Here is an 11,391-nt window from a genome sequence, read left to right as displayed (position 1 = left end):
ATATCCTCCATCTCTATTTCATTCAACCGATTTTGATTGCAATTTTAATATGTTTGGATGGATTCCTCAGCAATTCCTCAAATCCGTCCTCTACCAGGGTGTCCAGCGTGACCTCCCGGGTAATGAGCTCGTCGGCGTTGATTCTGCCGTTGGACATATATTCGAGAGCCACACCGATTTCGTCCAGATGCGCCTGGGAGGTCAGGAGCATGCGCTCCCCTTCCTGCAGCAGGTTCATATCTATCACCGGCTGCTTTTCATAAACGCCCATCACCATAATTTTGCCGCCGGGGCGGACAATATGAAGCGCGTTGTCCAGCGTAGGCTGAATGCCGACGCATTCATACACCACGTCGGCCAGCTGTCCGTCCAGCAGTTCCTTCACATATTCGTCGATGGGCTTGCTGCCGGTGTCCAGATACTCCCCGCCGTAGCTTTCGACCAGTTTCTTCCGCTCGGTACCGAGCCCCGCGACCAGCACTCTGCCGGCGCCCGCGAGCTTAGCCGCGAGAAAACAGGCCAGGCCGATGATGCCGGGACCGATGACCACAACCGACTTTCCCGCAACGTCCCCGACCAGCCGAGTGGCGTGAATGCCGCACGCAAGCGGTTCCGCCAGAAGCGCCTGTCTCTGGGTAACATTACCCGGAATTTTGAACAGGCGCTCCGCTTCAAACGTGACGTATTCGGCAAAGGTGCCGTCGTCGCCCACGCCCTTGAAGCCAAGCTTCTCACAGACATTGTAGCGCCCCGATTTACAGGCCGCGCACTCTTTGCAGCAGAGAGTCCCGTTTGCCGTGACCCGGTCGCCCGCCTGATAACCGGTGACTCCTTCCCCAACCTCCGTAATCACGCCGGAAAATTCATGCCCGATAATCAGGGGGGCCATCCGTCCCGTCAGGCGGTGCGGCTTTTTGATGGGGATGAAATTCGGTCCCACATATTCGTGCCTGTCGGTGCCGCAGATGCCCGCATAGTCCACCCTGATTTTCACGGAACCGGGGGGAGTTTCGGGCTGTTTGACTTCTTCGATCCGAACATCCTTGTAACCATGCCACACGGCAGCTTTCATGAAATCCCCTCCTGTTCGAAAATCTTTTCAAATAAGCCTTCCAGTATTTTGGACGGCGCATCGGACTGCGCCGTCTCAAACGAATAATCGCCGAGCTTGCGGTCGATCAGGCTTTCCACTCCCCGGATAAAGGTTACGGAAGCTCTGGTCGCCTCGTCGGCGTCATCGCGGTACGGGTACATATCCAGAGAGTACCAGCCCTGATATCCCATCTTTTTCAACCAGTAAAACAGTTCCACAAAATGCAGGAAATGGACGCTGCCGATCGGCATGTCGTCGTCCGCAATGCGGTAGTTGTCGTTCAGATGCAGATGGAACAGGCGGTTCTGCGAAAACAGAATCGCTGCGATTTCCGCCGGGTTTTCCCCCGCGTTGATCGCGTGGCCGATATCCATCGTCACGCCCACGTTGTCCATGCCGGTACACTGGGCAACCGCCAGCGCCATTCCGCCCGAATTCACCATGCATTTCAGGCGCGGCTCGGAGACCTTGTATTCCATCCCAAGTTTAATCGCGGGATTATGCGCGGCGCATTCGCGGAGGCCCTGAATCAGGAACTCCCACTGCTGCCGGTAATCCGACTGCATCAGATAATCAAAGCCGTCCTGTCCCATCCAAAGGCTGACCACCTCCACGCCGATTTGTGCGGCGAAGTCCATGGCCTTTTTTACAAGCGCAACGGTTTTTTCACGGACTTCCCTGTGCGGAGAGGTAAAGGAACCCGTTTTCCACTCTTTGTCACAAACGATCTCAACACCCATGGAAGAAATCCGCAGACCATATTTTTGAAGCAAAGGCGCATATTCCGGATAGTTTTCCTCGTTGATATCCACGGGATAAGTAATTTCAATTCCGTCGACTCCGCCGAGTTTTCCAATATGTTCGATCCTTTGAGCCAGAGGAAGCCTGGATTTGTAGCCGTCACCCACGTAACGGTCGCTGCAGGCTCCGTAAGCCCAAACGCCCACGCTGATATTATTCATAGTCATTCTCCTTCTTGATCATCCGAGGTAGGCCTGGGTCAGGGTCTTGTCCGCCAGCAACTCCTCGGAGCTTCCCTGTTTGACGATACTTCCCACCGACATTACGTACGCGCTGTCGCTGATAGACAGCGCTTTGAAAGCGTTCTGTTCCACCAGTAAAATGGAGGTGCCGTTGTTGCGAAGTTCCTTGATAATATCAAAAATCTGCGTTACAATGATAGGAGCCAGCCCCAGAGAGGGCTCGTCGAGCATAATCAGGCTCGGTTTTGCCATCAGTGCCCGGCTGATTGCCAGCATCTGCTGTTCGCCGCCGCTCAGGTGGCCGCCGAACTGCTTTTGACGGTCCTTCAGACGGGGAAACAGCGTATATACGTACTCCAGATCCTGTTTGACACCGGCGGAATCCTTGCGCAGATAGGCCCCGGCCATCAGATTTTCCAGCACGGTCAGGTTTGCAAGGATCTGCCGTCCTTCCGGCGCGTGGCTCAGCCCGGCCTTGACCACTTCGTGAGGCTTGGACGGCATCGGCTTCCCCTGAAAGGTAATACAGCCGCACGTCGGTTTCATTGCCGCACAGATACATTTCAGAAGCGTTGTTTTCCCTGCTCCGTTGGAACCAAGCACGGAAACGATCCTTCCCCTGCTGATTTCAATGGATACATTGTTCAGTGCCTTAATCCCGCCGTAAGCCGCGGATATATTTTCCACCTTCAACAAACTCTGCTCCATACTATTTCTCCTCTCCCAGGTACGCTTCCACAACCAGCTTGTTGCATTTTACATCGTCGAGCGTGCCTTCCGCGATGGTCTTGCCGAAATTGAGCACGGTAACATGGTCGCACAATCCGGCGACGACATCCATATGGTGTTCGATCATCAGCACCGTTAGATGGAAACGGGTCTTGATCTCCTTGATGAATCCGACCAGCTCAACCGACTCTTCTCCGTTCATGCCCGCCGCGGGCTCGTCCAGCAGAAGCAGAGCCGGGTTAAGGGCCACGGCCCTGGCGATTTCCAGCTTACGCTGATGCCCGTAGGGGAGCGAGTTCGCCCTAGCGTCCGCCAAATCCTGCAGCCCCACGATTTCGAGCAGGTTCATTGCCTTTTCGCAGAGCTGCTTTTCCTCGCGCTTATATTTGGGAAGGCGCAGGAACGACTGCATCATATTGTAGGTGATATCCATGTTGCTGGCGATCAGAACATTCTGCAGCACGCTCAGGTTGGAAAACAGGCGGATATTCTGGAAAGTTCTCCCGATTCCCATCTGCGCGATCTGAAACGGTTTGCTGTTTGTAATCTTTTTATCCCTGAACAGGATATCTCCGGAGTCCGGCTGATAGATGCCGGTGACGGTATTGAAAATCGTGGTTTTTCCGGCGCCGTTCGGACCGATCAGGCCATGAATCTTTCCCTCCTCCAGCTGAAGATGGAACGAGTCGATCGCCCTGACGCCGCCGAAGTTTTTATTCAATCCGCAGATCTTCAGAATTTCACTCATTCCGCGACATCCCCTCTCCGCTTTGCGTCTCCGGCTTTTTTGCCCAGTCTTTTGAACCACTTCCCAATCCGGGTAATGGAAAACTCCTTATAGCCGTAAAGGCCGCTGGGCCTGACAATAATGATAACGACCACCGCGATGCCGTACAGCAGCATCCGGTAAGAGGAAAGGCTGCGGAAAATCTCGGGAAGCAGCGTAACCACACAGGTTCCCAGGAACGAGCCCGTCAGGCTGCCCAATCCGCCGATGACCGTCGTAATGGTCAGCTCGGAGGATTTTGCCAGATTGAAGATTTTCGGCTCCAGAAAGGTCAGGCTGTTCGCATACAGAGCGCCCGCCCATCCGGCGTACACCGCGCTGACGACAAAAGCCATCAGCTTGTTTTTCGCGGTATCCACGCCCACCGCCTGCGCGGCGACTTCCTGCTCGCGGATAGCGGTCAGGTTGCGGCCGTATTTGGAGTGCGTCAGGGTCCACGCAAAAATAAACGCGAGAATAACGCTGATCAGGACGATCCAGATATTGGTATAGTGAGGGATTCCGCTGAAGCCCTTCGCACCGCCCGTAACCGGTGTAATATACTCAAACAGAACTCTCACGCATTCGCCGAAGCCCAGCGTGGTAATCAGGAAATAGTCGCCCTGAAGCCCCAGCGTCAGCGACCCCAGCCCATAGCCCACCAGACCGGCAAACGCGGCCCCGGCAATAATCGCCACGATAAACGGCACGTTGTACCTGGTTGTCAGAATCGCACAGGTATACGCGCCGATCGACATAAACCCCGCGTTGCCAAAGGAAAAAAGCTTTGTAAAGCCAGTTAAAATGGAAACGCCCAAAACGGCGATAAGATTAATTCCGACCAGAATAATGATTCCCTGTAAATAACCAGACATCCGCTTTCCCCTCCCTATGCTTTGTCTTCAATCGTCACACCCATCAGCCCGGAGGGTTTGACAAGCAGAATTACGATCAGAAGGCCGAAAGTAACCAGATCGCGCAGTCCGGAGCTTAAATATCCGGAAACCATCGTTTCCAGAATCCCGATGATCAAAGCTCCGACAATCGCGCCGCGCACGCTGCCCAGACCGCCGAGCACGGAGGCGATAAACGCCTTCAGAGAAACGTTGCCCATGGTCGGATAAACGCTGTATTTCAGGCCGAGCAGCACACCGGCGCTGCCGGCCAGCATGCCCGCCAGCAGAAACACAAGGGCAAAATAACGGTCGATATTGATTCCCATCAGACTGGCTGTGTAGGAATTGGAAGCAACGGTCCGGATTCCAAGACCCATCTTGGATTTGTTGATGAGTAAGTCCAGGACCACCAGCGCGACAATGGTGGTAAGTAAAGAGATTACGTCCAGTATTCCGATGGAAATGCTCCCGAGCTGAATCGTGGACGTTTCAAACATAGACGGGAACATCTGGAATTTAGGCCCGAAGGCAAGCATGGCCCCGTTCTGATAGGTAGTTGAAATTCCCATGGCCGCGATCATCAGGAACATGGTCGGCGAGCCGTGATCGCGTATACGCTTATAGGCGACCTTTTCATTAAAAATACTCAGCAGCCCCGCGCCCAAAATACCGAATACCAGCGCGCCCAGAAAAGGGGAATTCGTTCTTGTGACCAGTGTCAGCGCCATATAGGCCCCGAACATCGCCACTTCGCCGTGAGCCCAGTTGGAAAATCCCAGCAGACTGTAAATCAAAGCATAGCCTGTTGCAATCAGGGCATAGATTCCGCCTACGGATATTCCGTTGACCAATTGCTGTAGAAACACCTGTATCCACCTCCTAAAAATGCAGGGAACCCATGATATCCGGATGTGTCGTTTCCGCCGTTAACATGGATTCCCTGCAGTCAGATCATTCTTTAATTAACGGAATAGTTTTCAATATACTTGATTGCGCCGTCTTTGATCTGGAAAATAGCTGCGTCGCGGGTAGGATCGTGTGTTGCCGGATCGACCGACATTGTCCCCAAATACCCCTTAAAGTCCTTCGTATTTTCAAGTCCGTCCCGGATTGCTTCAGGGTCGGCTGAATTTTTTTCTTTCATAACCTGTACCAGCCACATGACGCCGTCGTACCCGAACAGGCACTCCGCCTCGGGAACGATATTATAGACTTTTTTGTAGCGTTCACCGTATTCAATTGCTTCCCTGGTGTTAAAGCCAGGACGTGAGCAGTAGTAGCTGTTGTCGATCGCAGTGCCCGCCAGCTTCGGAAGGTCCTGGGAATCCCAGCCGTCCGCGCCGACAAACTGACAGGTGATGCCAAGCTCTCTCGCCTGTTTGGTAATCAGCGCGACGTCCTTGTAAATCCAGGGAATAAACAGGACATCCGGGTTTGCGCTCTTGATTTTGGAAAGCTGAGCGCGGAAATCGTTGTCGCCCGATCTGGCCTCTTCCTTTGCGACAATGGTGCCGCCCTTTGCGGTGAATTCCTTCGTCAGATACTGGGTGATGCCGGTGGAGTAGTTGTCGCCGATGTCGGTGATGATCGCGGCCTTTTTGAAGCCGAGCTTTTCATAAACATAGGAACCCAGCACACGGCCCTGGAACGGATCGGTAAAGCCGATACGGAAAGAGTAGGGATGAAGCTTGCCCTGCTCGTCCACTGTAACCGACGGGCTGGATGCCGCGGTCGCGACCAGAGGAATCTTCTTGGAATCGGCCACCGGCGCCATCGCGATATTGCAGCTGGAGAAATTCGTCCCCACAACGGCAACCACTTTACTTTCATCGATCAGCTTGTTCAATGCGTTTACGGAATCCAGAGGCTGCCCCTGTCCGTCATAGCCGACCACTTCAATCGGTCTGCCCAAAACTCCCCCCGCCGCGTTGACATCCTCTACGGCGAGCTTCATCCCGTTGAGTCCCGCCTGTCCCCAAAGGGCGGAATCGCCGGAAAGTGCGCTGACATAGCCGATGCGGATCGGTTCTCCGCTGGGACCGGACGCGCCGCCGGCTGCCGACCCTGCGTCAGACGCGGCGGTGCTTGCCGCAGCGCCTGCGGCACTGCCGGTTTCCCCACCGGAACATCCTGCCAGACTTGCCACCAGGGACAATGCCAGCAATGCGCTTAAGACTTTCTTTAACATACAACTTTCCTCCTGCTTGATAAATTTTAACCGAACAGCATACTGTTTCGATTATTTTCTAAAGACAGCCGCTTTCCCTTGTGAAAAACGGCTCCCGTTAGTGCGTGTACTCGAATTCGAGCGGCTCCCCATCGATAAAATGCTTTACATCCTTTACCAGCGCAATGGTATGATTGATTATGGCATCGTAAGTGGCACCCGCCAGATGCGGTGTGACAACGATATTGTCGCACTGGGTAAGAAAAGGATGGTCTTTTGCAATCGGTTCACTTTCAAATACATCTACCGCCGCTCCGGCGATTTCATGGTTAAGCAGAGCCGAGATCAGCGCCTGCTCCTCGACAAGTGCTCCCCTGGACGTGTTGATAAAATAGGCCGTTTTCTTCATTTTGCCGAACGCTTCCGCGTTGACGATTCCTCGCGTTTCCGGCGTATCCTTGCAATGCACCGTTACAACATCGGACTGGGCCAGCAATTCGTCTAGGCTGACAGAACGCGTATCCTCTTCCAGAGTGTCCGGGTCGACAAAGGGATCATAGATGAGAATATGCATTCCAAATCCCCGGCAGAGCTTAGCGACCGCGCGCCCGATGCTGCCGTAGCCGATGATGCCGAGGTTGCGCCCGGAAAGCTGACGGCCTTTATACAGCACATACGGGGAATTGGAGTCCAGCGCCCAGGTCACATCGGCGCGGAGCCCGTCCCTTACCGTATTGCTCCGCTTTTTCTCGGACACATGCTGTCCGCTGTGAAGGGCGGAATACGCGATCGGGATTTTACGCATGATGGAAAGCATAAGAGCAACCGTAAATTCAGCGGTACAGGTGGTGTTTCTTCCGGGGGAATAGCTTACTTTGATCCCCTTTTGCCGTGCATAGCCGGTATCCACATTCACCGGGTTCGCGCGCGTGCATACGATCAATTTCAAATCGGGCGCCGCATCGATCACTCTCTTCGTAATCGGATCATAGCTGGTAATCAGAATCTCTTTATCTTTCACCAGTTCGACCATCTGATCTTCACTGAGAATCTTTTTTGTTTCGACCCAGCCCGCATACTGCAGCTCCAAGAGCTGCTCGAGTTCTTCAATATGCGGTCTGCTGATTTCTGCTGTTAATAATGTTTTCATTCTCTACATGTCTTCCTCTCAACGCATTTCACAATCTCAGAAACCTATATTTCTTCATGCTCCTCAATCCGTTTTCCGTAATTTTGAAAGCGCACGATCATTCGCTTCATTTCGTCTTCCGGAAGAATGACCGGTTCGCCGATACTCTTGGTTCTGTACATCAGTTCGCAGCAAAATTCAATTTCCTCTGTGACGGCAAACGCCTCCGCCAGATTCGCGCCTCCCGCCAGCAGCCCGTGATTGGCCAGCAGAACTGCTTTTCTGTCCTTCATTGCCTCAAAAGCATTTTTTGCCAGACGGACAGTACCGTAAGTCGCGTATTCCGCGCATCTGACGTCGGTACCGGCATATGCGACCAGATAATGTACCGCCGGAAGCGGTTGGCGAAGGCAGGAGAGAGTGGCGGCAAAAGTGGTATGGGTATGTATCATCGCCTGAATATCGGTGCGGTACTTGTAAAAAATGCGGTGCATGTCGCATTCGCTGGAAGGAACGGCATCGCCGTCGACTATTTTTCCGGTCTGCACATCGATCAGGACGATTTGCTCCGGCTTGATCTCAAAATAATCGATCCCGCTCGGTGTAATCGCCATAAGGCCTGACTCGCGGTCGCAAACGCTGAGGTTTCCTCCCGTTCCCTTTGTCAATCTGGATTCAACCGCTTTTTTTCCGTAACAGATAATTTCGTTTCTGATTTCCTGTAGAAGCATCCCCTTAATCACCTTTCATTTCATAAATTTAATTTGACTGGGGCTGGCCAAGGCTGATCGGTTCAGGTAGTTTCCTCAAGCATGTCCCCAACATCCAACGATAATTTTTTTGCGATGGAAGCCGCGATCGACTGGTCGATAATCAGCACATCGACACACCCGGTGTTGATCGCCCCCAGAACGGCGTCTGTCTTGTTGTCGCCGCAGGCCATCACCGCCACGCAGGGAATCTGGGCAAGCGTTTCCGGCGACACGCCGATGACATTATTTTCCTGTTCCCACGTACCGTCCATTTTGAACGGCTGCATGACCAGATCGCCCACATATCCCCCGTCCACCAGACGTTCCATCCTTTCCTGTGTCAGGAAGCCCTGCTGGTAGATGGTGGAGGACTGGCTCAGCTCGCCGACGCCCAGTACCGCGATATTGCATCTGTGGATAAGGTCAAACGTTTCTTCAAAAGCATTGTCCTGCAAAATCACCTCTCTGGCCTGTGCGTTGTCCACCATGGCCGGCGCGTATAAAAGATGATAGTCACAGGAAAGCTTTTTTGCCAGCGTCCGGGCTATTTCGTCGGGTTTCGCCATTTCACTGTTTGAATTCAGCCCGCCGACCATCTGCACCACCGTGCATCTGCTCAGGCTTTTCTGCTGCATTTTCATGACCGCGGCCCCCAGGGTAACGCCCCAGGAAACCCCTATGATCTGTCCGTCACGGATTAAATACCCCAACGCCTCAGCAGCTTCCTGCCCAAACAAATCCAACGGATCATCGCTTTCGTTGACATTAAAAATGAATACCCGGTTTAATGAAAAATACTGTTCAAATACGCTCTCGAGTCTTACATTATCTTCGTGAAGACCGTTGATTTTGATTTCCACAATGCCATCTTCCACTAATTTGCCAATAATCTGATTTACCCGCTGTCTGGTCAAATTCAGCCGCTGGGCGATTTCAGCCTGTGTCATGTTCAGTTTGTAATACCAATAAGCGATTTTTAAAATATAGTTGCTCTCTTCAGGCTGTGATCCCCTCATTTCAATTTGTGCCCCTTTCTATATGACATTTGTAAAGTAAAATTACAAATGTAAGATTTGTCCCTATTATAGCGTGCCCTATTCGATAAGTCAAGACAATTTATAACAAAATTTGTGATACTTGGACACATTTCTGGCACTAATCACCTTATCCGTGTCTAAATTGATTCTCTTTTCCACTCCCGGCGGCTATTCGGCCCGAAGCGGCAGCCGGCCACGGATAAAAAAGGCGACAAAAAACCGTCCCCCACCATTGAGTGAGAGACGGTTTCTTCTTTTCTTAAAGGGGAGGAAACGCTATTCTGCGCTGCTTTCCCGGTACCCACCGATCGTCTGTCCGGTAAACTTTTTGAATACGCGGCAAAAATAGGTGGGGTTGGAATATCCGGTGCGCTCCGCTATTTCTTTGATGGAAAGGCGGGTCACGCCCGCCAGCTTGATGGCCTCCTGCATTCTTACCTGCGTGAGATAGCCGATAAAGGTCTGACCCAGCTCCTGTTTCAGCAAACGGCTGAGATAAAACGGGCTGATGCCGATCTGGTCGGCCACCGCCTCGAGGGAAAGGTCTTTTTTATAGTTTTCCTCTATGAATTTGCGCGCCTTTACGACATAGGGATTGGAGTCGCTCTTCCCGCCGGTACGTAAAAGCCCGGATAAAAGCTTTAGGTTCTCTCCGATCCGGCGGATCCGGTAATCGGGATTTGTGCCGGATTCCAGCTGGCGGGAGGTCATGGCGAAAAAACGCTGCAGTTCGGCGGTATTGGCTTTGGGCAGTTTTAAAGCGATGTCCTGACAGGAACGCCAGAGGTACATCGGAATCGACGCGTCGGACTTCAAAGCGGGCATTTCCGCCATCAGCACGGCGTCCAGGTTCTGAAAATTCCCGGACTGCGTGGACTTTACAAGGTCCGAGGCCAGCTGCGTCAAATAATCGGCATCCACATTCGAGGAAGCGGAGCGGTAAAAGCTGATGGGAACATCCGTTATGCCGCGCAGGGCGGCAATGCTCTCGCGGTAAGAATCCGGCATCTTTTCAAAGGCCGGATAGCACCGCCCGACCCCGGCCCGCAGCAGAAGGTTGGAATGGCTTTTGAGCTTGTCAAACAGGACCTGTAATACATCCGTAAGCCACGATTCCCAATGATCCCCATCCTTGGACGGAATAAAGAACAGAATGCTGATACTGAAATCGTTGATGGTTGCAAGCAGGGTGCACACGTCCTGAAGCGCGCTGTGCAGATAATTGCGCAGCTTCTTTTTGTCGCAGCACGCCAAAATGCCGTCCGCGCTGTCCACGGGAATCAGCGAAACCATCAGGCCGCCCGAAAACTGTACGGCGTTGATCTCACACCACATAGAAAAGCTGGAGACGGCCGGTTCGCCCATAAAAATGGAATAGATGATCTCACTTTCGATGACCGGTTGAATATTGCTGAAGAGCTCGTCAACCTGAATACGGCTTTTCCGGCTCGCCCGCACCTTATCGATGTCATCGCAGAGCTTTCGGATCACCGCCACGGTATCGGTACGCTTCTGCGGCTTCAGAATATAGTAATCCACCTTCAATGATAACGCCCTCTGCGCATATTCAAAATCGCTGTAGGCGGTATTGATGATAAAACGGGTCGGTACGTTTAAACTGCTGACCAGCTGAATGGCGTCGATCCCGTTGATTCCGGGCATATTGATGTCCACAATCGCAATGTCCGGCTTGTACTGGTCAATGAAAGAGACCATCTCCGCACCGTTGCGCGCAAGGCCGACAATCCGGATATCCGTAAATTCCTTTTTGATTAACAGCGACAGGGATTTCAGCTCGATCTCCTCATCGTCGGCGATCACCATTGTATGCATTTTTTC

Annotated in this window: 11 protein-coding genes; all 11 read right to left on the bottom strand. The window is 52.7% G+C overall.

From position 1 onward, the window contains the following. Window positions 1-22 precede the first annotated feature (22 nt). The 11 genes from ACRQU7_RS04030 to ACRQU7_RS03980 all read right to left on the bottom strand — a co-directional run bounded on the left by ACRQU7_RS04030 (window position 23) and on the right by ACRQU7_RS03980 (window position 11,385). Complete coding sequence (locus ACRQU7_RS04030) at window positions 23-1,072, bottom strand: alcohol dehydrogenase catalytic domain-containing protein (protein ID WP_444643905.1); 1,050 nt, start codon at window positions 1,070-1,072, stop codon at window positions 23-25. Further along, window positions 1,069-2,055 carry a sugar phosphate isomerase/epimerase family protein gene (locus ACRQU7_RS04025; RefSeq protein WP_444643903.1) on the bottom strand — a complete coding sequence of 329 codons (987 nt, stop codon included), beginning with the start codon at window positions 2,053-2,055 and terminating at the stop codon, window positions 1,069-1,071. Before ACRQU7_RS04025 ends, ACRQU7_RS04030 begins: the two co-directional genes overlap by 4 nt. 18 nt (window positions 2,056-2,073) lie before the next feature. After that, window positions 2,074-2,772: an ABC transporter ATP-binding protein gene (locus ACRQU7_RS04020; RefSeq protein ID WP_444645498.1), complete on the bottom strand. Its 699-nt coding sequence runs from the start codon at window positions 2,770-2,772 to the stop codon at window positions 2,074-2,076. A gap of 13 nt (window positions 2,773-2,785) precedes the next feature. Continuing rightward, the gene (locus ACRQU7_RS04015; RefSeq protein WP_141827231.1) at window positions 2,786-3,553 is read right to left on the bottom strand and encodes an ABC transporter ATP-binding protein; all 768 of its coding nucleotides are present in this window, start codon (window positions 3,551-3,553) and stop codon (window positions 2,786-2,788) included. After that, window positions 3,550-4,446, bottom strand: a complete 897-nt coding sequence (locus ACRQU7_RS04010) for a branched-chain amino acid ABC transporter permease (RefSeq protein ID WP_444643901.1) — start codon at window positions 4,444-4,446, stop codon at window positions 3,550-3,552. The genes ACRQU7_RS04015 and ACRQU7_RS04010 overlap by 4 nt, the downstream gene beginning before the upstream one ends. Window positions 4,447-4,460: 14 nt before the next feature. Then, window positions 4,461-5,333: a branched-chain amino acid ABC transporter permease gene (locus ACRQU7_RS04005; RefSeq protein WP_038322658.1), complete on the bottom strand. Its 873-nt coding sequence runs from the start codon at window positions 5,331-5,333 to the stop codon at window positions 4,461-4,463. 92 nt (window positions 5,334-5,425) lie between these two features. Continuing rightward, entirely contained in the window at window positions 5,426-6,655 is a 1,230-nt protein-coding gene (locus tag ACRQU7_RS04000) for an ABC transporter substrate-binding protein (protein WP_444643898.1), read from the bottom strand. Window positions 6,656-6,752: 97 nt separating this feature from the next. Then, window positions 6,753-7,784, bottom strand: a complete 1,032-nt coding sequence (locus ACRQU7_RS03995; RefSeq protein WP_038322654.1) for a 2-hydroxyacid dehydrogenase — start codon at window positions 7,782-7,784, stop codon at window positions 6,753-6,755. A gap of 44 nt (window positions 7,785-7,828) precedes the next feature. Continuing rightward, window positions 7,829-8,494 (bottom strand): L-fuculose-phosphate aldolase, encoded by a 666-nt coding sequence (locus tag ACRQU7_RS03990; RefSeq protein ID WP_141827229.1) that lies wholly within the window; start codon window positions 8,492-8,494, stop codon window positions 7,829-7,831. A gap of 62 nt (window positions 8,495-8,556) precedes the next feature. Further along, entirely contained in the window at window positions 8,557-9,531 is a 975-nt protein-coding gene (locus ACRQU7_RS03985) for a sugar-binding transcriptional regulator (RefSeq protein WP_141827228.1), read from the bottom strand. 297 nt (window positions 9,532-9,828) lie between these two features. Beyond that, window positions 9,829-11,385, bottom strand: a complete 1,557-nt coding sequence (locus ACRQU7_RS03980; protein WP_444643895.1) for a helix-turn-helix domain-containing protein — start codon at window positions 11,383-11,385, stop codon at window positions 9,829-9,831. Window positions 11,386-11,391: the final 6 nt, after the last annotated feature.

The organism is Caproiciproducens puteiluti, from assembly GCF_052442865.1.
Taxonomy (GTDB): domain Bacteria; phylum Bacillota; class Clostridia; order Oscillospirales; family Acutalibacteraceae; genus Caproiciproducens.
Note: the sequence above shows the minus strand (reverse complement) of the source record. Positions and strands in the feature narration are given on the sequence as shown.

What these genes read in the sequence shown, in the direction of transcription:
- ACRQU7_RS04030 (WP_444643905.1), bottom strand. Translation starts at nt 1,072, where the DNA reads ATGAAAGCTGCCGTGTGGCATGGTTACAAGGATGTTCGGATCGAAGAA.
- ACRQU7_RS04025 (WP_444643903.1), bottom strand. Translation starts at nt 2,055, where the DNA reads ATGAATAATATCAGCGTGGGCGTTTGGGCTTACGGAGCCTGCAGCGAC.
- ACRQU7_RS04015 (WP_141827231.1), bottom strand. Translation starts at nt 3,553, where the DNA reads ATGAGTGAAATTCTGAAGATCTGCGGATTGAATAAAAACTTCGGCGGC.
- ACRQU7_RS04010 (WP_444643901.1), bottom strand. Translation starts at nt 4,446, where the DNA reads ATGTCTGGTTATTTACAGGGAATCATTATTCTGGTCGGAATTAATCTT.
- ACRQU7_RS04000 (WP_444643898.1), bottom strand. Translation starts at nt 6,655, where the DNA reads ATGTTAAAGAAAGTCTTAAGCGCATTGCTGGCATTGTCCCTGGTGGCA.
- ACRQU7_RS03995 (WP_038322654.1), bottom strand. Translation starts at nt 7,784, where the DNA reads ATGAAAACATTATTAACAGCAGAAATCAGCAGACCGCATATTGAAGAA.
- ACRQU7_RS03990 (WP_141827229.1), bottom strand. Translation starts at nt 8,494, where the DNA reads ATGCTTCTACAGGAAATCAGAAACGAAATTATCTGTTACGGAAAAAAA.
- ACRQU7_RS03985 (WP_141827228.1), bottom strand. Translation starts at nt 9,531, where the DNA reads ATGAGGGGATCACAGCCTGAAGAGAGCAACTATATTTTAAAAATCGCT.
- ACRQU7_RS03980 (WP_444643895.1), bottom strand. Translation starts at nt 11,385, where the DNA reads ATGCATACAATGGTGATCGCCGACGATGAGGAGATCGAGCTGAAATCC.